The organism is Pseudomonas sp. NFACC13-1 (assembly GCF_900104425.1).
Classification (GTDB): domain Bacteria; phylum Pseudomonadota; class Gammaproteobacteria; order Pseudomonadales; family Pseudomonadaceae; genus Aquipseudomonas; species Aquipseudomonas fluorescens_AA.
In genome coordinates this window covers 37,600-63,437 of the sequence record NZ_FMXV01000019.1, presented here as the reverse complement: position 1 = coordinate 63,437, position 25,838 = coordinate 37,600, and the positions used below count along the sequence as shown (strand labels likewise).

Genomic DNA, 25,838 nt, shown 5'->3' with positions numbered 1-25,838 from the left:
TACTCGCAGGGCCCTCAGCTCATCGGGCCCGGTAAAGACCGGCCTGTCAGAACGGGTAGATCGGCGCCGTGTCCTTGACCGTCACCCACTGCCATTGGGTGTATTCATCCCAATCCGCCGGGCCGCCGACGCTACCGCCATTGCCCGAGGCGCCGCGCCCGCCGAACGGGTTGACGCATTCATCGGCGACGGTCTGGTCATTGATGTGCAACATGCCGCACTGCAAGCGCTCGCCGATGGCCATGGCCCGGCCCACCGACGGAGAAATGATCGCCGCCGCCAGACCGTATTCGGTGCGATTGGCCAGTTCGATGGCTTCGTCATCGGTGGCGAAGCTGACCACCGTGGCCACCGGCCCGAAGACCTCCTCGTCGAAGGCGCGCATGCCCGGCTTCACACCGCTGAGTACCGTGGCCTGGTAGAACAGCCGATCGTGATCGCCGCCGGCCTCCAGTCGGGCCCCGGCGAGTACGGTGTCGCTGACGATGTCGTGCACCCGTTGCAACTGCCGCTGATTGATCAATGGCCCCATGGCGGCTTCTTCCCGAGCAGCGTTGCCGAGGGTCATCGCCTGGGCCTTTTCCACCAGTTTGCGGGTCAGCTCGGCGGCGATGGACTCATGAGCGAGAATCAACCCGGTGGCCATGCAAATCTGCCCTTGGTGCAGCCAGGCGCCCCAGGCCGCGTTCCGGGCCGCGAGGTCGAGGTCGGCGTCTTCGAGAATGATCAGTGGGTTCTTGCCGCCCAGCTCCAGGGCGACCTTCTTCAGGTTGCGTCCGGCCACTTCAGCGACCTTGCGACCGGCGCCGGTGGAACCGGTGAAGGCGATCATGCGCACATTAGGGTCGCGGCACAGCGCCTCCCCGGCCTGCGCCGCGCCGGGCAACACTTGCAGCAAGCCCTTGGGCAGGCCTGCCATTTCGAACAACCGGGCGATGAGGAAACCGCCACTCACCGGGGTCTGCGGATCCGGCTTGAGCACCACCGCGTTGCCCGCCGCCAGGGCCGGTGCGACGGAGCGCATGGACAGTACCAGGGGAAAGTTGAAAGGCGAGATCACCCCCACCACGCCATGGGGCTGGCGTCGCGCATAGGACAGGCGCCCTGCCTCGCTGGGCAGCACCACCCCATGGGCCTGGGACAAAAGACCCGCGGCCTGATGCAACAGCACGATGGCTTCGCGCATTTCATGCTGGCCCTTGAACAGCGCGGCACCGGTCTCCCGGGCCACGTACAGCGACAGCTCGTCGAAGGACTGCTCGGCCACGTCGGCGGCCTTGCGCAAGATCGCCGCCCGTTGCCGCGGGCCCAGCGCCGCCCACGCCGGCTGCGCCAGGGCGGCGTCGCGACTGGCCTTGGCGATGTCGGCCGCGTCGGCCATGGCACAGCGCATCAGCCGTTCACCGGTGGCCGGCTCGATAATCGATTGCAGCGGGCCCGAGGCAGGCACCCAGTCACCGTTGAAGACACATTCCGATTCGATCACCTGGGACAGCAGGTGGCTTTTGGGTGCAGACATTTAACACTCCCGGCTCTTTTGTTTTTGTCATCGTTTGCCGCACCTGGAAGGTATCGACGCAAACGCCGTGCAAGTGCTTGAGCAAGCGCTGTGCCGGTTTTGCCCACGGGCCTGGATAAACCTGGCGCAAGGCTCTGGCTCGAGGTTCTTCGCCAGGGATGACGTACTGGGCGCCTCCACCGGCCTGGCCGTTGGCCAGCTGTCGCTTGTTCATTTGATAAAGTTATGCTTAATAACTATCTCGCCAGGTGATCATTTCGATCACCCCGTCATCAGGGGCATAACAATGAATAATCCCCACTGCCAGTTGCCGGATCACCGGATCGCCACCGAGCATTTCCATCCACGGGGCGATAGCAACGAGTTGAGCGACAGCAGTTCGCCCACGCCGGCAGAACTCACCGCGTGCCTGTTTTTCTCCCCCGACGATGGCCGCATCTGGCTCAACGACCAGCGCATGTTGTTGCTGCACAGTTCCTCCTTCGGTGCGTTGCGCCGGGAAATCATCGAGCGCCAGGGGCTGGAGCAGGCCCGAGGCATGCTCACCCGCACCGGTTACTCCTCCGGCGCCCGCGACGCCCGGCTGATTCGCGAACGCTGGCCCCAGGCCGATGCCGCGGCGGTGTTTCGCGCCGGCACGCATCTGCATACCCTCGAAGGCATGACCAAGGTCGAGCCGCTGCATTTCAAGTTCGATGCCGACTCGGGGTTCTATGAGGGAGAGTTTCTCTGGCATCACTCCTGCGAGGCCGACGAACATGTCGCCGCTTATGGCACCGGGCAGGATCCGGTGTGCTGGACCGAACTGGGCTACGCCATCGGTTTCGTCAGCGGGCTGTTCGGGCAACTGGTGGTCTTTCGCGAAGTGGAATGCCGGGGCATGGGCCACGAACGCTGCCGAGTCGTCGGCAAGACAGCTGAACAATGGGGTGACATCGAGCAGGACCTGAATTACCTCAACGCCTCACCGCCGACCGTCGTCGCCCGCGCCGACATTCAGTCCGACAGCGTGGCCGGAACCGTCCCGTTGCCGGACAGCGAACAGCCACTGATCGGTGCCAGCGCCGCCTTCAACGCTGCGACCCAGGCTTTGCAACGGGTGGCCTTGACCCCTGCCACCGTGCTGGTCAGCGGCGAATCCGGCGTGGGCAAGGAGATGTTCGCCCGCCAGTTGCACCAACTGAGTCGCCGACGTGAGGGGCCGTTCATTGCCCTCAACTGCGCGGCCATCCCCGACAACCTGATCGAGGCTGAACTGTTCGGCGTCGAGCGCGGAGCCTACACCGGCGCCACCCATTCACGCCCCGGACGTTTCGAGCGCGCCCACGGTGGCACGTTGTTCCTGGATGAGATCACCTGCCTGAGCCTGGCCGGGCAAAGCAAGTTGCTGCGCGCCTTGCAGGAGCGGGAAGTCGAGCGGGTCGGCGGCGGCCATGGCATCAAGGTCGATGTGCGCGTCGTGGCGGCCACCAACATCGACCTGCGCAAGGCCGTGGCGGACGGCGCGTTCCGTGAAGACCTGTTCTACCGGCTCAACGTCTACCCCATCGCCCTGCCGCCCTTGCGCGAGCGCCGCGATGACATACCGTTGCTGATCAACGCCTTTCTCACGCGCTTTTGCCAGGAATACGGCCGCACACCGATGGGCCTGACCATGCGCGCCTTGAAAGTGCTGTTGCGCTATGACTTTCCGGGCAACGTGCGGGAATTGCAGAACCTCATCGAACGGGGCCTGATCGCCAGCGAGGAAGGCCAGGCCATTGACCTGGTCCACCTGTTTCGCAATGAGCAATTGCCGGTGGACGCCTACTCCGTGGACCACCTCGGCGGTCTCTCGCCGATGGGCCTGGCCGCCAACGATGCCGCGGAAAAACCGGCGCTGCTCCAGTCCCTCAGCCAACTGGACGCGGACTTCTCCATTGACGGCCTGGAATCACGCCTGATCAACGAAGCCCTGCAACTGAGCAGCGGCAACCTCGCGGCGGCCGCACGCTCGCTGGGGCTGAGCCGGGCGCAGTTCGCGTATCGCTTGAAGAAGCATCAAAAAGCTGTCCCGGGCTAACCACCGAACCGGGGAGATGCTGCAAAGGCAGGTCTTGGGGCCGCTTCGCGCCCCAGCGGGAGCAAGCTCCCTCGCCACGGATGTGTGGACAGCCTTAAATAAACAACATTACCTGTGGGAGCGAGCTTGCTCGCGATGGCGGTGGCTCGGCTGCATTGAAGTTGAATGTGCCGTCGTCATCGCGAGCAAGCTCGGCTCCCACAGGGGAATGATGGTGGACGCGGGTGCAAGGAACACCACCGATCCATTGTGGGAGCCGAGCTTGCTCGCGATGGCGGTGGGTCAGTTGCCATTGATATTGGCTGTGTTGACGTCATCGCGAGCAAGCTCGCTCCCACAGGGGTTACCGGGTGGCGGCTCCGTCAAGCAGGGCGAAAGCGCCCCGCCGATATTCGCTGGGGGTCTGGTTCATCTCGATGCGGAAATGCCGGTTGAAGTTGGACAGGTTGTTATAGCCCACTTCAAAACAGATGTCGGTCACCGGCATCTCACTCTGCAACAGCAAACGGCAGGCGCGCTGGACCCGCAGCTTGCGCATCAAGTCGATGAAACCGTGCCCGGTGATGCGCTTGAAGAACCGCGAGAAGCCCGGTTCGCTCATGGCCAATTGGCGGGCGATCACCGACAGGCGCAGGTCGCCGGTGAGTTCGGCTTGCAGGTACTCGAAGGCTTTATGGATGCGCTCGGAACTGCGCGCATCCAGGGTCGGCGCGTAGCAAGGGCTCGCCAGGCTCAGGGCCTCGTCGCCGGGCGCTTGGTTGAGGGTGTGGAGCAGTTCCAGGAACAGCGTCAATCGCGCCAGGCCCTGGGCCGGGCCGATGGCTTCCAGCAGGTGCGCGGCCTGCTGTGCCGTATTGCCACCGAAGGCCAGGCCACGGCGAGCGCGTTCGAACAGCCCTTGCAGGTCCCCCAGTTCAGGCAAGGTGCGGCGCAAGGCCAGCAGCGTGGCGCCGTCGAATTGCAACACCACGTCGCGCCCGGCCAAGTGCTCTTCCGGCGCCAGGTCGCCCATCCAATCGTGGGGCAAGTCCGGACCAATCATCGCCACATGGCCTGGGCCAAACGGGCCAATGTAATCGCCCGCCAACAGTTTGCCGCTGCCCTGGCGGATCAAGTGGATTTCAAATTCAGGATGATGGTTCCAACGGGCCAGCGGGTACGGGTAGTCATGCTCGTACCAGCGAAAACTGTGTTCGGGCTCGGGCAGGATGACTTCCAGTTCGGCCGGTCGCTGCTCGAACAGGGGCGTTCGGTGATCAGGCATGTCGCGCCTCTTTTATCGTTATAGCGGGCACCTTACGCCGAGTGCGCAGCGCTTCGCCAGCCTCGGCCCGCCCACCCACCGATACTTTTTTAACCCAGGCGGGAGACACCGGTACAGGTTAAAAAAGTACCACTTCATCATCCTTCGCGGGTTTGTCGGCTTCCAACGGCACTGCTGTAATCGGCCTGCCATCGCCATTTGGCGAGTGCGACGCTGATTACCCTCTGATGCCATTGCAGCAAGGACCAAGCCCCATGAAACGACTGGAAGGAAAAAGTGCCCTGGTGACCGGCGCCGCCCGGGGTATCGGCCGGGCGTTTGCCCAGGCCTACATCGACGAAGGCGCCACGGTCGCGATTGCCGACATCGACCTTGAACGCGCCCAGGCCACCGCCGCCGAATTGGGCGACAGCGCCTACGCGGTCAAAATGGACGTGACCGATCAAGCTTCCATCGACCAGGCCATCGCGGCCGTGGTGGCCCGGGTGGGCAAGCTGGATATCCTGATCAACAACGCCGCGCTGTTCGACCTGGCGCCCATCGTGGACATCACCCGCCAGAGCTATGAGCGGCTGTTTTCCATCAACGTCGCCGGTACGCTGTTCACGCTGCAGGCGGCGGCGCGGCAGATGATCCGCCAGGGCCACGGCGGGCGGATCATCAACATGGCCAGCCAGGCCGGCCGGCGTGGCGAGGCCCTGGTGGCGGTCTATTGCGCCACCAAGGCAGCGGTGATCAGCCTGACCCAGTCCGCCGGGCTGGATCTGATCAAGCATCGGATCAACGTCAACGCCATCGCCCCCGGCGTGGTGGAGGGCGAGCATTGGGATGGCGTGGACGCGCTGTTCGCCCGCCACGAAAACCTGCCGCCGGGGGAAAAGAAGCGCCAGGTCGGGCAGCAGGTCCCCTATGGCCGGATGGGCACTGCGCAGGACCTCACCGGAATGGCGATTTTCCTGGCCTCGACGGAGAGCGAATACGTGGTGGCACAGACCTATAATGTCGATGGCGGTAACTGGATGAGCTAATAATCCGGGTTTTTATGGCCTTGAAACGACGCAAATGGACTTATTCGCTTGAAAATTGATCCCACTACTTGAAGATTGTCCCGAGCGGTGCCCGACGGTGCCGTTCCAAGGGATTTCAAGAGAGCGTGAATACCGTTGCCCCAGCAGGGCAAAAATTGCGCATCATAGGCGCCGTCCGCTCAAGGGAGATTTACATGCGTGCCATTTCATCCGTCATGGGTCTTGTCGTGCTGTCGCTGGGCCTGGTGTTCGCTACCAGCGCCACGGCCACCGAAGAGACGCAACTGGTCGAGTCCATCAATCTTTACCGCAGCCAATCCCAAAGCTGTGCCGGCCAGGCCTCGCTGGAGTTGCCGCCGCTGGCCATGGACTCCCGGCTGATCCTGTCGGCCAATGGCATCGGCGACCTGCAACAGGCGCTGGCGCGGGCGGCCTATCCCATGGTCAACGTGCAAGCCATCAGCCTGTCCGGGCCGCGCGATGCGCAATCGGCCATGAAAGCCGTGCAGGAAAGCTTCTGCCAGGTGGTGCTCGACCCGCAGTTCGTCGACATCGGCGTCAGCCGCCTGGATCGCGAATGGCGCATCGTGCTGGCGCGCCCGTTGTTGTCGGCGCGACTGGGTGATTGGCAAGCCGAAGGCCAGAAACTGCTGAAACTGATCAACAGCGCCCGCGCCCAACCACGTCGCTGCGGCACCGAAGCCTTCCCCGCCACCACGCCGCTGGCCTGGAACGCCACCTTGGCCCTGGCCGCCGTCACTCACACCCGGGCCATGGCCAACAACAATTTCTTCGACCACAAGGACCGGGACAACCGCATGCCGGGCGACCGCGCCGAACTGGCGGGTTATCAGGGCCAATTGATCGGCGAGAACATCGCTGCCGGGCAAGACACCGCGCTCAAGGTCGTGGACGGCTGGCTCGCCAGCCCGGGGCACTGCGCCAACCTGATGAACCCGCAGTTCCGCGAATTGGGCGCCGGGTATGCGACCGATCCGAAAAGCGATGCGGGGATCTATTGGACGGCGATGTTTGGCACCCAGTAGTACCGGCACCGGCGCCATCGCGAGCAAGATTTTCGATCAATGATGGCCTATGTGGGAGCGAGCTTGCTCGCGATTAGCGGTGGCACATTCAACATTTTCTGTTCAGGTAAATCGCTATCGCGAGCAGGCTCGCTCCCACAGGGTTAACCGAACCCCCAAAAAAACGCCGCTCAATGAGCGGCGTTTTTGTACCTCACCAGACAGCGTCCGGCTTACAGCGCCATGTCAGCCGCTGGATTGGCCTCACGGGCCTCGGCTGGCTTGGCCGGTGCCGCAGGAGCGCCTGGCTTGCCGATGGCCGGTGGCGGGTCCAGTTGCAGGACCTCGCTGGTGTAGGCCCATTCCTGGGCGACGCGCTCTGGGCTGTCGTTGAGCTTGGTGCCGTAGCTCGGCACGATCTGGCGCAGTTTTTCCTGCCAGGCCGGGCTGGCGACCTTGTCCTTGAAGACCTTCTCAAGCACGGTCAGCATGATCGGGGCAGCGGTCGAGGCGCCAGGCGAAGCACCCAGCAGGCCGGCGATGCTGCCGTCCTGGGAGGCAACCACTTCGGTGCCGAGTTTCAGGACGCCGCCCTTCTCTTCGTCACGCTTGATGATCTGCACGCGCTGGCCGGCCTGCCACAGGCGCCAGTCTTCCTGCTTGGCTTCCGGGAAGTATTCTTTCAGGGCGTTGAAGCGATCTTCGTCCGACAGCATCAACTGACCTGCCAGGTATTCGACCAGTGGATACTGTTCGATACCAACCTTGGTCATCGGCCACATGTTGTGGGTGGTGGTGCTGGTCAGCAGGTCGAAGTACGAGCCGTTCTTCAGGAACTTGGTGGAGAACGTTGCGAACGGGCCAAACAGGATCACGCGCTTGCCATCGAGCACACGGGTGTCCAGGTGTGGAACCGACATCGGCGGTGCGCCCACCGAAGCCTTGCCGTACGCCTTCGCCAAGTGCAGCTGGGCAACGGTCGGATTTTCGGTGACCAGGAACGAACCACCCACCGGGAAACCTGCGTATTCACGGGCTTCCGGGATGTCGGACTTCTGCAGCAAGTGCAACGCACCGCCACCGGCGCCGATGAACACGAACTTGGCGTCGGTTTCGGTTTCGGTACCGTCTTTCAGGTTCTTGTACGAAACGCGCCAGGTGCCGTCTTCGTTGCGGGTGATCTCTTCCACTTCGCTGGACAGCTTGAGGGAGAAGTTCGGCTTGGTTTGCAGGTAAGCCGCGAATTGGCGAGTGATTTCGCCGAAGTTCACGTCAGTACCCAGGGGACTCCAGGTGGCCGCGACTTTCTGGCTCGGATCACGTCCTTGCATCATCAGCGGAACCCACTTGCTGATCTGCTCGCGATCTTCGGAATACTGCATGCCGGCGAACAACGGGCTGGCCTGAAGGGCTTCGTAGCGCTTCTTCAGGAACGCGATGTTCTCGTCGCCCCACAAAAAGCTCATGTGCGGCGTGGAGTTGATGAACGAGCGCGGGTTCTTCAGCACACCGTTCTTGACCTGCCAGGACCAGAACTGGCGGGAGATCTGGAAGGCTTCGTTGATTTCGATGGCCTTGGAGATATCGACCTTGCCGTTCTTGTCTTCCGGTGTGTAGTTCAGTTCAGCCAAAGCAGAGTGACCGGTACCTGCATTGTTCCAGCCGTTGGAGCTCTCTTCGGCAACACCGTCCAGGCGCTCGACCATTTCCATGGTCCAGCCCGGCTCCAGCTCATTGAGCCAGACGCCGAGTGTCGAGCTCATGATGCCCCCACCAATGAGCAAGACATCCACTTTTTTTGGCTCGGCGGCGTGCGTGGTCGCAAGACCCATCGCCATCGCCAGGCCCAGTAGCGCCGTGTGTGTTTTCTTCAACATGTGTGTATCCCTAGGATGGAACGCCATTCCGCCCTCCGGTTCTGTTCAAGGATAAACCACGCCCATGGCCAGCGAGCCAGCACGGTGGTTATCGAGAAAAACCGGAGGATGGACCTACAGGGCCGAGCAATACGTCGGCCTCACATTTATGTCTCTCCGGCGCTGACTTCTTGTAGGTCTTGGCTTCAGCTGGGTGAGGGACACTGCAAAACGGTCGTCATCGGGCCTGGCGTGGCCGTGCCCGATTGTCGCAGCGGGGGGAGTTTACATAATGAAATAAACAGACCGAAGCGCATTTTTACATTCTTGGCAAAAACGCCGACCAAATGACGGCATTTTAATGGCCCTCGGGACGGATTCGTGTAGGAGCTGTCGAGTGTAACGAGGCTGCGATCCTGCCCTGGCCGCTTGAGTCTTAAGCGGATGAATTAAAGGATCGCAGCCTCGCTGCACTCGACAGCTCCAACAGAGTATCTACAACACAAACCTATCCGAGCAGCTGACTCAACACCGCCCGCAACTTGCCCGGCTTGACCGGTTTGTTGAGCAGCGGTGCATCCAGCTTGCGCAAGGCGCGGCGGCACTGGTCGCTGCGGTCGGCGGTGATGATCACCGCCGGAATCGCCTGGCGGAAATGCTCGCGCAGGTGCTTGACCACTTCACAGCCCACGACCCCATGATCCAGGTGGAAATCCGCCAGGATCAGCTCCGGCGCACGGCCTTGCAGCACGTCAAGGGCGCCCGCCTCGTCGGTGGCGGTCAACACGTCACAGCCCCATTGCCCCAACAGCGCGGCCATGCTTTGCAGGATGCTCAGCTCATTGTCGATCACCAACAAGCGCCGCCCCGGCAGCGGGTTGCCGGCGACCGCCTGTACCGGGGCCAGCGACACGGACAGCGGTTTTTCACTGGACAGCGGCACTTCGATACTGAACACCGAGCCGCGTCCCGGCCGCGAACGCACCTGCACCCGGTAGCCGAGGATATGGGCGATGCGTTCGACAATCGCCAACCCCAGGCCCACGCCTTTGCGATCCGCCGCCCGGCCGACGTCCAGTTGGTTGAATTCGAGGAAAATCGACTCCAGGCAATCGGCAGCGATTCCCCGCCCCGTGTCCCAGACTTCCAGGCTCAGGCGCCCTCCCCGCCGCCGGGCCGCCAGGAGAATGCCGCCTTGGTCGGTGTAGCGGCAGGCGTTGCTCAGCAGGTTACGCAGGATACGGCTGATCAATCGCAGGTCGGTCAGCACCGCTTCGTCGCCAAACCGCACTCGCAACTCCAACCCGGCGGCACCGGCCACCGATTGAAACTCCGACACCAGCGGCCCCAGCAACTCATCCAGCCGGTACGGCGCCAGGTCGGGCTTGACGGCGGCCTGATCCAGCCGGGAAATATCCAGCAGGTCGGTGAGCAGGTCTTCAGCGCCCTCGAGCGCCTGGTGGGTGCGTTCGACCAGCACGTGCTCGGCGGCAGGCAGTTCGCGCTCACGCAACGTGGCGATCAGCAAGCGCGCCGCGTTGAGTGGCTGCAACAGATCATGGCTGGCGGCGGCCAGGTATTTGTCCTTGCTGCGGTTGGCGGCCTGGGCGACGTCCCGGGCATCGCGCAATTGCTGTTCTACCCGTTCGCGCTGGGCAATCTGCTGCTGCAGGTTGTGGTTGGCCTCCAACAGCGCATCGGTGCGCTCGGCCACCCGCTGCTCCAGCTGGTCGTTGAGCTGTTGCAGGTGTCGCCGGGCCTGTTCCAGCTCGTCGAGGCGCGCCGTCAGTTCCGGATAATGACTCTTGCGCGTCGAGTGATTGCCCAGCCCCAACAACCCCTCCAAGGCTTTTTGCTGCTCGTCAGAGGGCTTCGCCATAGACGACCTCGACATCCCGCTGGCTCGACTCCCGAGGATTGGTGAGGATGCACGGATCGTGCATCGCATGTTGCGACAGGAACGGGATGTCCGAGGTGCTCACGCCGTGCAGGCCCAGAGTCTCGTGGAAACCGATGGTGTGCTTGAGGGCAATCAGGTGCTCCACCAGCCGGGTGCGGATCTGCCGGTGGTTGAGCCCCCGGCAATCGATGCCCAGGGTCTCGGCAATCACCTTGAAACGCTCCGGTGCCGAGTTGTAGTTGAACGCCACCACGTGCTCCACCAGTACCGCGTTGCACAGGCCATGGGGCAAATCGAGGAACCCGCCCAGGCTGTGGGACATCGCGTGCACGGCCCCGAGGATCGCGTTGGAGAAAGCCAGCCCGGCCTGCATGCTGCCCAGCATGATTTTTTCCCGCAGGGCGATGTCCGCCGGGTTGGCGATCATCTGCACCAGGTTGCCATTGATCAGGCGCATGGCTTCCAGGGCATGGGGGTCGGTCAACGGGCCGTGACCGGTGGACACGAACGCCTCGATGGCATGCACCAGCGCATCGATGCCGGTACAGGCGGACAGGAACGGGTCCATGCTCAGGGTGGTTTCCGGGTCGATCAGCGACACGTCCGGCACCGCCGCCTTGCTGACGATGGAGAACTTCATGCGTTCTTGCTGGTTGGAGATGATCACGAATTGCGACACGTCAGCCGACGTCCCCGCCGTGGTGGGGATCAGGATCAGCGGCGGGCTGGGCACGTTCAGGGTGTCGACGCCTTCGAACTCGAGGATATTGCGGCCGTGGGCCACGACGATGCCGATGCCTTTGCCGCAATCCATCGGGCTGCCACCGCCCACCGCGACGATGACATCGCAATGGTTTTCCCGGTACAGGTCCGCACCGAGCATCACTTCCTCGACCCGTGGATTGGGCGAGACCGCGCTGTAGAGGCAGTAATCGATACCTTGGGCCTGGAGACTGGCTTCGACGTCCGCCACCCAACCGGCGGCGATGACCCCGGGATCGGTGACGATCAGCACTTTGCGTGCCCCGAAGGTCTTGGCGTAGTTGCCGACATTGTGCCGACAACCGGCACCGAACATGATTTCAGGAGAAACGAACTTGCGCAGCGGGCTGAGGCTCATCTTTTCAGTTACGTGGCTCATTGGTAAGCCTGTTGTTATTGTCAGGGGATACCTTGAGCCTAAAGCATCCCGCTGTGAATGCAATCAGACCAATGGGTAGCCCGGCCTGAATGTTCCAGGCCGGGCCAGCACTCATCGGTTGGCGAAGTACATCGTCACTTCAAAGCCGATACGCAGGTCGGTGTACGCGGGTTTAGTCCACATGGGTCTTTCCTCTTCTTGTACCGGGCCATTCCGGCAAGGTCATTAATGCACGCCACGCCTGGGGCTCGAATGCTACTTTCGAAGCGGTGGGTGGGGTGCGTTGGTAGCAATTCAGGAGAGCTACAAAACCCATTGTGGGAGCAAGCTTACTGTGGGAGCAAAGCTGGCTCGCGATTAGTCGCCTCGGCTTGACCGCTTGACCGAGTCGTCTGTATCGCGGGCGAGCCTTGCTCCCACAGCAAGCTGGCTCCCACAGGATGTAGTGCTGTGTTATCGGGTTAGAAGAACCCCAACGGATTGATGTCGTAGCTCACCAGCAGGTTCTTGGTCTGCTGATAGTGGTCGAGCATCATCTTGTGGGTTTCACGCCCCACGCCGGACTTCTTGTAGCCACCGAACGCGGCATGGGCCGGGTACAGGTGGTAGCAGTTGGTCCAGACGCGACCGGCCTTGATCGCCCGGCCCATGCGGTAGGCGCGGTTGATGTCGCGGGTCCACAGGCCGGCGCCGAGGCCGAACTCAGTGTCGTTGGCGATCGCCAGGGCTTCGGCTTCGTCCTTGAAGGTGGTCACACCCACCACCGGGCCGAAGATCTCTTCCTGGAACACGCGCATTTTGTTGTGGCCCTTGAGCAGGGTCGGCTGGATGTAGTAGCCGCTCGACAAGTCACCTTCCAGGTGCTCGGCCGCACCACCGGTCAACAATTCGGCCCCCTCTTCCCGGGCGATCTCCAGGTAGGAAAGGATCTTGTCGTATTGCTGCTGCGAAGCCTGGGCACCGACCATGGTCTCGGTATCCAGTGGGTTGCCACGCTTGATCTTGGCGATTTTCTTCATCACCTCGGCCATGAACGGCGCATAGATCGACTCTTGCACGAGCGCCCGAGACGGGCAGGTGCAGACTTCGCCCTGGTTGAAGAACGCCAGTACCAGCCCTTCGGCAGCCTTTTCGATGAAGGCGGGCTCGGCCTGCATGATGTCTTCGAAGAAGATGTTCGGCGACTTGCCGCCCAGCTCCACGGTGGACGGGATGATGTTCTCGGCGGCGCATTTCATGATGTGCGAGCCCACCGGGGTGGAACCGGTGAAGGCGATCTTGGCGATGCGCTTGCTGGTGGCCAGGGCTTCGCCGGCTTCGCGGCCGAAACCATGGACAATGTTCAACACGCCAGGTGGCAGCAGGTCGGCGATCAGTTCGATGAACACAGTGATCGACAGCGGCGTCTGCTCCGCCGGCTTGAGCACGATGCAGTTACCCGCGGCCAGGGCCGGGGCAAGTTTCCAGGCGGCCATCAGCAGCGGGAAGTTCCACGGGATGATCTGCCCGACCACGCCCAGCGGTTCGTGGAAGTGATAGGCCGTGGTCAGTTCGTTGATCTCGGCGGCCCCGCCCTCCTGGGCGCGAATGCAGCCGGCGAAATAACGGAAATGGTCGGCCGACAGCGGCACGTCGGCATTGAGGGTTTCGCGTACAGCCTTGCCGTTGTCCCAGGTTTCTGCAACAGCGAGGACTTCCAGGTGCTGCTCGATGCGGTCGGCGATTTTCAACAGCACCAGGGAACGGTCCTGCACCGAGGTCTTGCCCCAAGCGTCAGCGGCGGCATGGGCGGCATCCAGGGCCTTGTCGATGTCGGCGGCGCTGGAGCGCGGGAATTCGGCAATGACTTCGCCATTGACCGGGGACGTGTTGGTGAAGTACTCGCCGTTGACCGGCGCGACGAACTCGCCGCCGATGAAATTGCCATAGCGCGGCTTGAAGGAAACGACGGCGCCTGGGGTTCCGGGTTGTGCATAGATCATGATGGGGCCTCTGCCTGGTCGATGCCTGTCACGGGACAAGCGATAGGCCGATGGTAGAGAGCCCCGCCGGCCGGACGAATGCGTCGTTGGCAGGGGGGACTCTCGTTATTTGGTCGTAGGTTTTGCTGCGATCCGAGGATGAGCCGGGCTTTTTTGTGGGAGCGAGCTTGCTCGCGATGAGGTCGGCATCTCCAGCATGGAGGGTGCCCGATTGACCGCTATCGCGAGCAAGCTCGCTCCCACAGGTTCGCTATTTGCCAAGGTTGGCTCAGCGCTTGGCGACAAGTTCTTTGGGCAACTTGAAGGTCCAGAGCATGCCGCCCTGGTTGAAGTCTTTCACACGCTTGGCCACTTCGCCGCCCCACAGCGGCACCGCCCCGCCCCAGCCGGAAACCACGGAGACGTATTGCTCGCCGTCCATTTCCCAGGTGATGGGCGAGCCAAGCACACCGGAGCCGGTCTGGAATTCCCAGACCTTTTCCCCGGTCTTGGCGTTGAAGGCCTGCAGGAAGCCTTCAGGCGTGCCGGTGAAGACCAAGTTGCCCTTGGTGGTCAGCACCCCGCCCCACAGCGGCGCATAATTCTTGTGCCGCCAGACTTCCTTGCCGGTCTTCGGATCGATGGCCCGCAGCACGCCGATGTAATCCTCGTTCAGCGGCTTGATGGTGAAGCCAGCACCGAGGAACGCCGCGCCTTTCTTGTAGGCGATGCCTTCGTTCCAGATGTCCATGCCCCATTCGTTGGACGGCACGTAGAACAGGCCAGTGTCCTGGTTGTAGGCCATGGGCATCCAGTTTTTCGCGCCGAGGAACGCCGGTGCCACGAACACCGAACTGCCCTTGGCTTCGCTGCCCGGCGCACCCGGACGGCTGGCCTCGTTGTAGATCGGCCGGCCGTCCTTGTCCAGGCCGGTGGCCCAGGTGATCTTGTCGACAAACGGGAAGCCACGGATGAATTTGCCGTTGGTGCGGTCGAGCACGTAGAAGAAGCCGTTACGGTCGGCGGTGGCCGCGGCCTTGATGTCCTTGCCGCCTTCCTTGTAGTTGAACGAGATCAGCTCGTTGACGCCGTCATAGTCCCAGCCGTCGTGGGGCGTGCTCTGGAAGTGCCATTTGATGGTGCCGTCGTCCGGGTTCAAGGCCAGACGCGAGGAGGAATAGAGGTTGTCGCCAGGACGCAGGTGGGAGTTCCACGGCGCCGGGTTGCCGGTGCCAAACAGCAACAGGTTGGTTTCCGGGTCGTAGTAGCCGCCCAGCCAAGGCGCCGCACCGCCGGTTTTCCACAGATCGCCCGGCCAGGTCTTGCCCGCCTCGCCACCGGAGATACCGTTCTCGACCGCCTTGCCGTCCTTGTAGACGTAACCCATGTGGCCTTCCACGGTCGGACGGGTCCACAGCAGTTCGCCATTCTTCGGATCATAGGCACTGATCTGGCCCACCACGCCGAACTCGCCACCGGCCACACCAGTGATCAGCTTGCCGTTGACGATCAGCGGAGCGGCACTGATGGAATAGCCTTCCTTGTGGTCGGCGACCTTCTTGCTCCACACCACCTTGCCGGTGTCCTTGTTCAAGGCCACCAGCTTGGCGTCGAGGGTGCCAAAGAACACCAGGTCCCCATACAAGGCCACGCCGCGGTTGATCACGTCGCAGCAAGGGCGGATGTCATCGGGCAAGCGCGCGTCGTACTGCCACAGTTTCTTACCGGTGCGCGCATCCACGGCAAACACCCGCGAATAGGAACCGGTGAGGTACATCACCCCGTCCTTGATCATCGGCTGGGCCTGCTGGCCGCGCTGCTTTTCACCGCCGAAGGAGAACGCCCAGACCGGACGCAGGTCCTTGACGTTGCTGACGTTGAGTGTGTCGAGCGGGCTGTAGCGCTGGCCCTGGACGCCCAGGCCATTGGTGACAATCTGCTCGGGGTTCTTCGGATCCTGGAGAATTTCCTGATCGGTCACGGCTGCAAGGGCCGAACCGGACAGCAGCATGGCACTGAGCAGCAGGCTCACGGCGAAGGGTTGGCGACGTGCGGGATGACTCATGACGGCTACCTCTGCGGTTTTTGTTATACCCGGGAAATTTTCCCGGTCTGTCGCAGATTCTTGGCCCCAGGGCCGCTGGCAACAATTGCCCGCTGTGTTGAGTTTTCTAGTTCCTTGGTACATGTGGGGCCGTTGCCTGTGTCCACATTTCCTGCGACGGGCCCATTTGTGGCGAGGGGATTTATCCCCGTTGGGGCGCGAAGCGGCCCTTTATCTTCTGCTGACGATCAGGGTGACTGGACTGGCTCATGGGGCTGCTTGCGCAGCCCAGCGGGGATAAATCCCCTCGCCACAGGGGTGTGTCTTCAGCCTGGGTCATGAGCATCCACCCGTTTCATCCCCGCCCGCTCATAACGTGGATAGAGATGACTGACGCTACGGATCAACTCATACCGACTCAGGCTGATTCCGGCGAAGCGCTCGGGGATGGGGCTGCGGATCATCTCGGCCATGTCGTCGCCCCGGGCCGCGCCGTCGCGCATCAGTTGGTCGAGCCAGCCCAGGTAATCGCGCATCTGCGCAAAAGGTCGGGCGTCAGTCGCCACGGGGCCATGGCCGGGCACGATCTGCTTCCAGGGCAAGGCTTGCAGGGTGTCCAGGTCTTTGAGCCAGACCTCCAGCCCCGGGCTGTTAGGGGTGGTCAAGGCCCGTTCGTAGAACACCAGGTCGCCGGCAAACAATACGCCGGTGGTTTCGTCGAGGATTGCCAGGTCGGCCCCGGTATGCCCGGCCAGTTGCAGCAGTCGCAACCCGTGATTGCCCACCTTGAGCACACCGGGCGTCAACACTTGGGTGGGCAGCACCACCTCGGTGCCGCGCATCCAGTCGCCCACCAGGCGGTACATGTTTTCCGCCATGGCATCGCCCTGCTGCCGCAGCAAGTCCGTGGTCCCGGCCAAGGCACCGATGGGCACCTCGCTGAACGCCTGGTTGCCCAATACGTGGTCAGGGTGATGGTGGGTCAGCAAGACCTGGATGACCGGCTTATCGGTGGTCGCCGCAATGGCCTGGCGCAGCGCCTCGCCGTAGCGCTTCGACGGCCCGGTGTCGATCACCACCACACCGGCATCGGTGACGATGAAGCCGGTATTGACGATATTGCCGCCGTTGGCCTTGGCAAAGTTCTCGGTGCTGCCTTCCAGCAGCCAGGTGCCTTCGGCGATCTGCCGGGGCTTGAGTGAGTAGTCCGTACCGGCCCAGGCTGGCCCGTTCAGGCACATGACAATCAGCAGCAACCAACGCATGGCGCGCTCCTTGTGGTCAGGGGATCGCCGCCTCGAACGCGTTGCCGCTGTTGTCGCGCAGCAACAGGCGGGTCTGCCCGGGGCCTTGGATATCGAAGCCCAGGTTGGGGTTTTCGCTGACCGCCGGAAACAGCTCCAGGCGCGCCAGCACCTGGCCGTCGGCGTCCAGCAGTTGGGCCTGGTTGAGGAAGAATTCGGGGATGCCGCTCACCAGGCCGTTATCCATCGGATGGGCCACCTGCACGCGCAGGCGGCTGGTGTCGCCACGGGGAAAACGCCGCCCCAGGACTTCGCCAAGGTGCTCTTCCCAGCCTGGCTGGGTACGCACCACGCTGGGCGCGGTACAGCCGCCCCCGGCCGCGTCGATCAGGGTCGAGCCAACGTGCCACAGACCGTCCCGGGTCTGCACGGCGGCCCGCAGTGGCGTGGCCTGTTCGATGCGAATACGGATCGACAGCCAGGGCAGCACCCGCTCCCCCGGTTGGAAGTCGACGATTTTCGGTAACGGATTCAATTCGGCCCAGGCCAGCACCCGCACGACGTCGCCGGCGAAGGCCCGGGCATCGATTTCCAGCGGCACCTGGCGCGCATCCTCGGCGAAGGGCGGCGCCAGCAACCGCACCTGGTCATCGAACACGAATGGCGCATCACCCAACAGTTGCTTATGGTAGAAAGCCCACATCACCGAGGGCACCGGATCCTTGCCGGGCTCGACCGCCGCCTGGGCCATCAACGACAGGCCGCACCACAGCAGGCAACAGCCCAAGCGATAAGCACGCCATTTCATCCCTGTGCTCCTATTGGTACATCTCGGGCACTTCGTAGCGCAGGCCGTAATGGGCGTAGACAGCCTTGACGCTGCCATCGCGGATCAAGCCTTCCAGCGCCTCTTCCACGGCATAGGCCAACTGACGGTTGCTTTCATGCACCGCCATGCCGATTTCCCAGCGTTGCTTGCCCATGTTCGGATAGGCATTCTCCGCCAGTGCCAGTTGCGGATCGGCCGCCTCATGCACTTGCCAGTCGATTTCCCCGCGCATGGCCATGACCGCGTCGACCTCGCCAGCCTGCATGGCCTTGAAGGCCTGGCCGACACCAGGGTAATGGCGGGTCTTGGCGCTGAGCATGCCGTTGAACACCGAAGTCAGGTAGAACGACGGCACGCTGTCGACTTCCACCCCGATAGGGTGCTGCTGGAACACCGCGACGCTGCCCACCGAATCCAGCCGGCGACGGTCGTACGCCACCTGCCAGCACTCCTGCTGATAAGGCCCGAACATCACCACCTGGGCGTTTTCCAACTCACCGACGTCGTTGCGCTTTTGCACGTAGTCGTGATCGTACGGCACACGCATCATCAAGTCGGCCAGTTGCCGGTCATGCAGCGGGCTGCTGCGCCAGATGTAATCACGCAGATCGTCATCGAGCTTCTCGCCAGGCGGCGCCCACATCAGCTTCAGACGCACGCCCAGGGCCTTGGCCAAGGCCTCGGCCAGTTCGACGTCGACGCCCCTGGGCTGGCCCTGGTCTTCGAAGCTGTAGGGGGCGAAGTCCTTGTAGACCGCCACCTTCAGTTCCCCGGCGGCAATCATCTGGTCATAACTGCGCACCTGGGCCTGAACCGCCTGGGCACCCAGCAACACGCAGCAGATTACCCAGGCGAACCAGCGCATGGCGATCACTCCTCGACGTGCACGCTGTCAAGATAAGTGCGCACCGCCCACAAGGCTTCCTGGCTCAGGTAATCAGCCATTTTCGGCATGTAGACCCGACCGTCGCGCACCGCGCCATGGCGTACGCGCTCGACGAACCATTCGTCTCCGGCTTCGGCGGCGTCCAACATGCGCAGGTCCGGGGCGATCCCACCGGACTTGGCTTCCAGGCCGTGGCACGCGGCGCAGTTCTGGTTGTAGGCCGAGGCGCCGATTTCCACGGCCCGATCATGCTCGGACGACGTGCGATAGGGGTTTACCGTCGCCCAGCCGTCGCCGTCCACGGCCACTCCGGTGTCTTTGATCGGAGTCAGTCCCTTGGTTTCCACTGCCTGGGGCACTACGTTGCCGTGGGCCCATGCGGAGCCTGCGCCGATCAGCCCCATCAGCAATGCGGTAGCGATGATGGCGTTGCGTTTTGTTGTCATTGTTATGCCCTCTGGATTGCACGCAAGGCCTCTGTTAAGAAGCCGTGCCGTCATCTTAGGAACCCTGGGGCGCCAGCCGAATGCTGCTTTGGTGGCCGGGGTCTAGTCCCTTGGTAGCAGGCCATCCGACGCAAGTCGCAAAGACAGGCGGTTCGGGAAGTCTTCCCGGCAAGGGCGGGATTTTTTCCGTATCGGCCAGGCACCGGCGCGACCCAACCTAGTCAGGCCAAAACCTTCACTGGGAACTGCCACCATGAGAATAAAAACGCTACCCGCCCTCTCCGCCCTGACCGTTGCCTTGCTGCTGGCCGGCAGTCTGTCGCTGAGCCCCTTGGCCAGCGCCGCAGAGCCAGGGGTCAGTTGGGAAGACATTGCCAACGACCACCTGACCACCCAGGACGTGCTGCAGTACGGCATGGGCACCAACGCCCAACGCTGGAGCCCGCTGGCCCAGGTCAATGACAAGAACGTCTTCAAGCTGACGCCGGCCTGGTCCTACTCATTCGGTGACGAAAAGCAGCGCGGCCAGGAGTCCCAGGCCATCGTCAGCGACGGCGTGGTCTACGTCACCGGCTCGTATTCGCGGGTATTCGCCCTCGACGCCAGGACCGGCAAGCGCCTGTGGACCTACAACCACCGGCTGCCGGACAACATTCGCCCATGCTGCGATGTGGTCAACCGCGGCGCGGCGATCTATGGTGACAAGATCTACTTCGGCACCCTGGACGCGCGGGTGGTCGCCCTGGATAAAAACACCGGCAAGGTGGTGTGGAACAAGAAATTCGGCGACCACGCCGGCGGCTACACCATGACCGGCGCCCCGGTGCTGATCAAGGACAAGACCAGCGGCAAGGTGCTGCTGATCCACGGCAGCTCCGGCGACGAATTCGGTGTGGTCGGGCAGTTGTTCGCCCGCGACCCGGAAACCGGCGAAGAAGTCTGGATGCGCCCGTTCGTCGAAGGCCACATGGGGCGCCTCAACGGCAAGGACAGCACCCCGACCGGCGACGTCAAGGCGCCCTCCTGGCCCGACGACAAGACCACTGAAACCGGCAAGGTCGAAGCCTGGAGTCATGGCGGCGGCGCACCTTGGCAGAGCGCCAGTTTCGACGCCGAGACCAACACCATCATCGTCGGCGCGGGCAACCCCGGCCCTTGGAACACCTGGGCGCGCACGGCCAAGGACGGCAACCCCCACGATTACGACAGCCTCTACACCTCCGGCCAAGTGGGGGTCGACCCAAGCACAGGCGAGGTGAAGTGGTTCTACCAACACACGCCCAACGACGCCTGGGACTTCTCCGGCAACAACGAGCTGGTGCTGTTCGACTACAAGGACAAGGCCGGCAAGGTGGTCAAGGCCACCGCCCACGCCGACCGCAACGGCTTCTTCTACGTGGTGGACCGCAACAACGGCAAGCTGCAGAACGCCTTCCCCTTCGTCGACAACATCACCTGGGCCAGCCACATCGACCTGAAGACCGGCCGCCCGGTGGAAAACCCTGGCCAGCGTCCGGCCAAGCCACTGCCCGGCGAAACCAAGGGCAAGCCGGTGGAAGTCTCGCCTCCGTTCCTCGGCGGCAAGAACTGGAACCCCATGGCCTACAGCCAGGACACCGGCCTGTTCTACGTCCCCGGCAACCAGTGGAAAGAGGAGTACTGGACCGAAGAGGTGAACTACAAGAAAGGCTCGGCCTACCTGGGCATGGGCTTTCGTATCAAGCGCATGTATGACGATCACGTCGGCAGCCTGCGGGCGATGAACCCCACCACCGGCAAGGTGGTGTGGGAGCACAAGGAACCGCTGCCGCTGTGGGCCGGCGTGCTGGCGACCAAGGGCAACCTGGTGTTCACCGGCACTGGCGACGGATTCTTCAAGGCCTTTGATGCGAAAACCGGTAAAGAGCTGTGGAAGTTCCAGACCGGCAGCGGCATCGTCTCCCCGCCCATCACCTGGGAACAGGACGGCGAGCAGTACATCGGCGTGACCGTCGGCTACGGCGGTGCCGTACCGTTGTGGGGCGGCGACATGGCCGAGCTGACCAAGCCCGTGGCCCAGGGCGGGTCGTTCTGGGTGTTCAAGATTCCGAGTTGGGATAACAAGGTGGCCCGCCAATAAACCTTGTGGGAGCGAGCCTGCTCGCGATGGCGGTGGTTCAGTTGGCAGTGATGTTGAATGTGCCGACGCCTTCGCGAGCAAGCCCGCTCCCACAGGGGTTGTATGGCGTGCACAGCATCTGTGTCCAACGAGATCAAATGTGGGAGCGGGCTTGCTCGCGAAAGCGATGGACCAGTTAGCGGTGATGTTGAATGTCCCACCGCTATCGCGAGCAGACTTCCACAGCCAACCGAGTTTACTGTCATGAGACTTCTGCCTCTGCTGCTTCTGTTCATCGGCGTCCATGCCAACGCCGACGAGACCGAAACACCGCTGACCATCAACGGCTGCGTCATCGCCGAAGCCAGCCAATGCCCCGGCGCCAACCTGCGTGGCGCAAAACTGGCGAACCAGGACTTGCGCAAAATGAACCTCATCGGTGCCGACCTGCGCGACGCCGACCTGCGGCACGCGCGGCTGGACCTGGCCAACCTTGAGAAAGCCCAGCTGCAGGGCGCCAACCTGACCCGCGCCAGCCTGCAACAAAGCAACCTGCGCCTGGCGGACTTCAGCGGCGCCACGCTCAAGGCGATCCAGGGCTGGGGGCTGTTCGCCCAAGGCACGCAATTCCAACGTGCCGACCTGACCGCCGCCTACCTTCAGTTCGCCCGCTTGTCCGGCGCGCGCCTGCAGGGTGCCAACCTGCAGGCCGCTGACCTGGAAATGGCCTGGCTGAGCAAGGCCGACCTCAAGGGCGCCGACCTGCGCGACGCCAACCTGCAGGAGGCCAAGCTCGGCGAAAGCAACCTGGAACAGGCCAACCTGAGCGGCTCCCGCCAGCACTATGGAAATTTCCAAGATGCGAATATGGAAGGCTGCACCGGTTGCCCGACTTCCTGGGATCAGTGAAGTCTGCGGATACACATACAACCTTGCTCCTGCTGGGCTCTGTAGGAGCTGGCGAAGCCTGCGATCTTTTGATCGTTCGCTTGGGACTCAAGCGGCTGGGGAAAGATCGCAGCCTCGCTCGGCTCGTCAGCTCCTACAGGGCGAAAGCAAGTTCCCTTGCCACAAGTGGTCGGCATGTCAAATCAGATATTCATCCCGCCACCCGCACCACCCCAAGGTCAATCCCCAAGTGCACCAGTTCGGCATGGGAGCTGACCTGCAACTTGCTCTTGAGCAACGTCAGGTGGTTGGACACGGTCTTGGCGCTGATGCATAGCTGTTCGGCAATGGTGCGCGCCGGCGTGCCCTTGGCAAGCATGACGAAGATCTCCAGCTCCCGCTGGGTCATGCATTGCAGGCGTGGGTCGACATCCTGCCGGGAGCTGGCGCAGGCCAGTTGCGTGGCCAGGGACTGTTCGATGTAGGCATGGCCGGCCAGCACCCGGCGTACCGCTTCCACCAGCACCTGGGGCGCCGAGTTCTTGGTCAGGTAGCCCGCGGCGCCAGCGTCCAATGCCTGGCGCACCAGCGGCAATTCGTCGTGCATGCTGAAGAACAACACCCGCAATTGCGGCAGGCGCTGGCGCAGCCGGCGGGTGGTTTCCAGACCACTGATACCAGGCAGGCCAAAGTCCATGATCACCAGGTGCGGCACCTGCTCCTGCACCAGGCTCAGCGCCTCCTCACCCGTGGCCGCTTCGCGGACCTGCAGGTCTGGCATCAGCACCCGCAACAGGCTGGCGTAGCCCTGCCGAACCACCGCATGGTCATCCACCAACAAAATGTTCATCACGCCTCCAAGGCATATTCAAGGCCAGCGCCCAACCGGCGCCAGGCTGGCTGATGATGCGCAACTCCCCACCCAGGCTGTGGGCCCGCTCGGACATCGAGTGCAAACCTACACCGGCGCGCAATGGTTGCGTCGCACCGCGGCCGTTGTCGCGCACCAGCAAACGCAGGCGTCCGGCGCGATGTTGCAGACGAATCCTTACCTGCGTGGCACCGGCATGCCGGACAACGTTGGTGAGTGCTTCCTGCAACAAGCGATACAGATGGGTCTTGTCCGATCCGGACATAGGCGGCAAGGCTTCGTCGATCCGCAGCTGACAGGCGATGCCCTGGCTGGCCTGCCATTGCCCGGCCAATAGCTCAATGGCCTCGCATAACGGCAGGTGCTGCAACACCACCGGGTACAAGTCATGCACCAGCGCCCGGAACCCCTGTTGCAAATGCTCGCAATGGTCTTCGAGCTGGCTGACGGTCTGCTCCAGCGCCGGCGGTTGATCCATCACCAGGCGCAACAGGCAGGCGCGGGCACGAATGCCGGCCACGTATTGGCCCAGGTCGTCGTGCAGGGTCTGGGCCAGCCGGGTGCGCTCCTGTTCCTGCACGGCCAGCAAGGCCTGGGTGAGCCGGGCGTTATCGGCCTGGGCCTCGGCCAGGGCGGCGGTCATGCGATTGAAATGCCCCGCCAGTTGCTGCGCTTCCGGCACACCTTCAGTGCCCAGGCGCACCTGCAGGTTCCCGGCAGACACCTGACGCAGTGCCTGGAGCAATTCATCGAGCAAACCCATGCCCCGGCGTACCGCCCAGCGAATCACCAACAGGCTGAGCGACAGCGCTAAGGCGCAGACATACAACAGTTGCACCAACGAATCGAGAATCTCATCGATTTCGTCCCGCGGATCGACGGCAATCCAGGCCCGCCGACCGTCAGGCAATTCCACCACCTGGGCCGCGGGGCCCCCGTCCAGTAGCTGGCCGCCGAGCCAGGCTTTCATCCCGTTTTCATCCGCGGGGAACCGTTCCCCAGGGGCCAGCCAACGGACCCGCACATGACGCAGGCTGCCGGTCAACCGCGGCTGGAGACTGGCCGGGTCGCGCTCGGCGGTTTCCCGCAGGTAGTGCACCACCGACTCGGCCGATTGCAATTCTCGCTTCACATCGGCCATGGCCTGGTGCAACAGCAGGACGCCACAGGCCAGGGTGACCAGGGCGAAGAAGGCTGACACCCAGAGGTTGATGCGCCAGAGGGCTGACATGGCTAGCGTTCCAACCCTGAATGGATACCCCCACCCTGTGGGAGCGAGCTTGCTCGCGATGACGACGGCACAGCCGATACCGAGGCCGACTGAACCACCGCTATCGCGAGCAAGCTCGCTCCCACAGGAGGGCTTGAGGAGTTCCAGGGTTGGGGACGATCCACCCCGATCAAACTCAGGATCAGCAGCAATATCAGCAGCAGGGTCTTGAGAGTCCGCATGGTCTGTCCCTTCCTGGGCAATGACAATGCCTTGCATCCTAAAACCCCGGCTTCTGAGGCGAGTTACTACCTTGGTACTGCCCCGGCGGTACTTTCTGCATATTTCCCCAGGGCCATAGCCTTCCTATGCTGGCGCTACCCGCAATGGAGGACGTCATGCGCCGGCTCGTCAGTTACGCCCTGGTTTTTCTGCTGGCAGCGGCGACCGCTCACGCGGGCGATGCCACGCCGCTGCAAGTGCGCATCGGTTACCTGGGTTATCGCCCCGACCCGGGCCCGCTGCTGTCCAACGTCATTGCCGAACCGGCCGATGCCGGGTTGCGCGGCGCTGAGCTGGCGATCGTCGACAGCAACAGCACCGGGCGTTTCCTCCAGCACGACTATCGCCTGGAAAGCGCCAGCGTCGACAGTCCCGAAGCCCTGCTCCAGGCCGCCCGCGCCCAACACGACCAAGGCCTGCGGCTGTTCGTGATCAATGCACCGGCCACCAGCCTGCGCGATCTCAGCGCCGTCCTGCCCGACAGCCTGCTGTTCAACGCCGGCAGCCCCGACGACAGCCTGCGCACCACCGACTGCCTGGGCAACGTGCTGCACAGCCTGCCCGACCGCGCCATGCTCGCCGATGCCCTGGTGCAGTTCAGCGTGGTGCGCAAATGGCAGCGGGCCCTGCTGATCGTCGGCCAGACACCCGAGGACCAGGCCTATGCCGCCGCATTGCGCCGGGCCATGAAACGCTTCGGCATGAAGATCGTCGCCGAGAAAGCCTGGCAGTTCGACAACGACCAGCGCCGCAGCGCCCAGGCCGACATGCCGCTGTTCACCCAGACCGCCGAGTATGACGTGGTGCTGGTGGCCGACGAGCGCGGCGACTTCGGCGAATACCTGCCCTACCAGACCTGGTACCCACGCCCGGTGGCCGGCACCCAGGGGCTGACCCCCACCGGTTGGCACAAAACCGTGGAAACCTACGGCGCGGCGCAGTTGCAAAAACGCTTCGAAGCCCTCGCCGGACGCTGGATGAACGACCGCGACTTCGCGGCCTGGATCGCCGTGCGCAGCGTTGCCAGCGCGGTGAGCAAACTGCGTCAGACCGACCCGTTCGCCATCCGCCAACTGGCCCTCAGCGACCAATTGCCCCTGGACGGCTTCAAGGGACGCAAGCTCAGCTACCGGCCATGGAATGGCCAACTACGCCAACCGATTCCCCTGGTCCAGCCCCGTGCACTGGTCAGCACCTCGCCCCAGGACGGTTTTCTGCACCCCTCCAATGAAATGGACAGCCTGGGCTATGACCGGCCCGAAGTGAGCTGCCGTTACCCCTGAT

General features: G+C 63.1%; 20 protein-coding genes. 6 read left to right on the top strand and 14 right to left on the bottom strand.

Annotated elements, in window-relative coordinates; all coding sequences use genetic code 11:
* Nucleotides 1-46: 46 nt before the first annotated feature.
* Complete coding sequence (locus BLQ55_RS21530; RefSeq protein WP_092200672.1) at nt 47-1,519, bottom strand: benzaldehyde dehydrogenase; 1,473 nt, start codon at nt 1,517-1,519, stop codon at nt 47-49.
* 286 nt (nt 1,520-1,805) lie between these two features.
* On the opposite strand from BLQ55_RS21530, the gene BLQ55_RS21525 reads away from it, so the two are divergent.
* The gene (locus tag BLQ55_RS21525; RefSeq protein WP_092200669.1) at nt 1,806-3,581 is read left to right on the top strand and encodes a sigma-54-dependent Fis family transcriptional regulator; all 1,776 of its coding nucleotides are present in this window, start codon (nt 1,806-1,808) and stop codon (nt 3,579-3,581) included.
* 343 nt (nt 3,582-3,924) lie between these two features.
* Here BLQ55_RS21525 and BLQ55_RS21520 read toward each other — a convergent pair whose 3' ends face one another.
* Nucleotides 3,925-4,845, bottom strand: coding sequence for a helix-turn-helix domain-containing protein (locus BLQ55_RS21520; protein ID WP_092256848.1), 921 nt, complete (start codon nt 4,843-4,845; stop codon nt 3,925-3,927).
* A gap of 254 nt (nt 4,846-5,099) precedes the next feature.
* Here BLQ55_RS21520 and BLQ55_RS21515 point away from each other — a divergent pair, with 254 nt between their 5' ends.
* Complete coding sequence (locus tag BLQ55_RS21515; RefSeq protein ID WP_092256845.1) at nt 5,100-5,873, top strand: L-iditol 2-dehydrogenase; 774 nt, start codon at nt 5,100-5,102, stop codon at nt 5,871-5,873.
* Between the two features lie 194 nt (nt 5,874-6,067).
* The gene (locus BLQ55_RS21510) at nt 6,068-6,919 is read left to right on the top strand and encodes a CAP domain-containing protein (protein ID WP_092256843.1); all 852 of its coding nucleotides are present in this window, start codon (nt 6,068-6,070) and stop codon (nt 6,917-6,919) included.
* A 212-nt stretch (nt 6,920-7,131) separates the two neighbouring features.
* Here the strand turns inward: BLQ55_RS21510 and mqo are convergent, their stop codons facing one another.
* From mqo to pedF, 10 genes are all read right to left on the bottom strand, one after another.
* A complete protein-coding gene (gene mqo, locus BLQ55_RS21505; protein ID WP_092200650.1) occupies nt 7,132-8,775 on the bottom strand; it encodes a malate dehydrogenase (quinone) in 1,644 nt (547 codons plus the stop codon).
* 487 nt (nt 8,776-9,262) lie between these two features.
* Nucleotides 9,263-10,633 (bottom strand): hybrid sensor histidine kinase/response regulator, encoded by a 1,371-nt coding sequence (locus tag BLQ55_RS21500; protein ID WP_092256840.1) that lies wholly within the window; start codon nt 10,631-10,633, stop codon nt 9,263-9,265.
* Nucleotides 10,617-11,774 (bottom strand): alcohol dehydrogenase-like regulatory protein ErcA, encoded by a 1,158-nt coding sequence (gene ercA / locus BLQ55_RS21495; RefSeq protein WP_092164851.1) that lies wholly within the window; start codon nt 11,772-11,774, stop codon nt 10,617-10,619. The genes BLQ55_RS21500 and ercA overlap by 17 nt, the downstream gene beginning before the upstream one ends.
* A 132-nt stretch (nt 11,775-11,906) precedes the next feature.
* Nucleotides 11,907-11,978 (bottom strand): pyrroloquinoline quinone precursor peptide PqqA, encoded by a 72-nt coding sequence (pqqA, locus tag BLQ55_RS21490; RefSeq protein ID WP_003243383.1) that lies wholly within the window; start codon nt 11,976-11,978, stop codon nt 11,907-11,909.
* A gap of 278 nt (nt 11,979-12,256) precedes the next feature.
* Entirely contained in the window at nt 12,257-13,777 is a 1,521-nt protein-coding gene (locus BLQ55_RS21485) for an acetaldehyde dehydrogenase ExaC (protein ID WP_060742591.1), read from the bottom strand.
* 268 nt (nt 13,778-14,045) lie between these two features.
* Nucleotides 14,046-15,821, bottom strand: a complete 1,776-nt coding sequence (locus BLQ55_RS21480; protein WP_092256837.1) for a PQQ-dependent methanol/ethanol family dehydrogenase — start codon at nt 15,819-15,821, stop codon at nt 14,046-14,048.
* Nucleotides 15,822-16,126: 305 nt separating this feature from the next.
* Nucleotides 16,127-17,065: a quinoprotein relay system zinc metallohydrolase 1 gene (locus BLQ55_RS21475; protein WP_092256834.1), complete on the bottom strand. Its 939-nt coding sequence runs from the start codon at nt 17,063-17,065 to the stop codon at nt 16,127-16,129.
* A 16-nt stretch (nt 17,066-17,081) separates the two neighbouring features.
* Nucleotides 17,082-17,852, bottom strand: a complete 771-nt coding sequence (locus tag BLQ55_RS21470; protein WP_092256832.1) for a quinoprotein dehydrogenase-associated SoxYZ-like carrier — start codon at nt 17,850-17,852, stop codon at nt 17,082-17,084.
* A gap of 10 nt (nt 17,853-17,862) precedes the next feature.
* Nucleotides 17,863-18,738, bottom strand: coding sequence for a substrate-binding periplasmic protein (locus tag BLQ55_RS21465; protein ID WP_092256829.1), 876 nt, complete (start codon nt 18,736-18,738; stop codon nt 17,863-17,865).
* Nucleotides 18,739-18,743: 5 nt separating this feature from the next.
* Nucleotides 18,744-19,205, bottom strand: a complete 462-nt coding sequence (gene pedF / locus BLQ55_RS21460; RefSeq protein ID WP_092200626.1) for a cytochrome c-550 PedF — start codon at nt 19,203-19,205, stop codon at nt 18,744-18,746.
* 253 nt (nt 19,206-19,458) lie between these two features.
* Between pedF and exaA the strand changes: the two genes are divergently transcribed.
* Entirely contained in the window at nt 19,459-21,324 is a 1,866-nt protein-coding gene (gene exaA / locus BLQ55_RS21455) for a quinoprotein ethanol dehydrogenase (protein WP_092256826.1), read from the top strand.
* Nucleotides 21,325-21,567: 243 nt separating this feature from the next.
* On the top strand, nt 21,568-22,212 hold the full coding sequence (locus tag BLQ55_RS21450) for a pentapeptide repeat-containing protein (protein WP_092256824.1): 645 nt from the start codon (nt 21,568-21,570) through the stop codon (nt 22,210-22,212).
* 190 nt (nt 22,213-22,402) lie between these two features.
* Here the strand turns inward: BLQ55_RS21450 and BLQ55_RS21445 are convergent, their stop codons facing one another.
* Together BLQ55_RS21445 and BLQ55_RS21440 are read right to left on the bottom strand one after the other, a co-directional pair.
* Complete coding sequence (locus BLQ55_RS21445; RefSeq protein ID WP_092200617.1) at nt 22,403-23,041, bottom strand: response regulator; 639 nt, start codon at nt 23,039-23,041, stop codon at nt 22,403-22,405.
* Nucleotides 23,019-24,293, bottom strand: coding sequence for a HAMP domain-containing sensor histidine kinase (locus BLQ55_RS21440; protein WP_092256821.1), 1,275 nt, complete (start codon nt 24,291-24,293; stop codon nt 23,019-23,021). The genes BLQ55_RS21445 and BLQ55_RS21440 overlap by 23 nt, the downstream gene beginning before the upstream one ends.
* A gap of 377 nt (nt 24,294-24,670) precedes the next feature.
* Between BLQ55_RS21440 and BLQ55_RS21430 the strand changes: the two genes are divergently transcribed.
* A complete protein-coding gene (locus tag BLQ55_RS21430) occupies nt 24,671-25,837 on the top strand; it encodes an ABC transporter substrate-binding protein (RefSeq protein ID WP_092256815.1) in 1,167 nt (388 codons plus the stop codon).
* Nucleotide 25,838 lies beyond the last annotated feature (1 nt).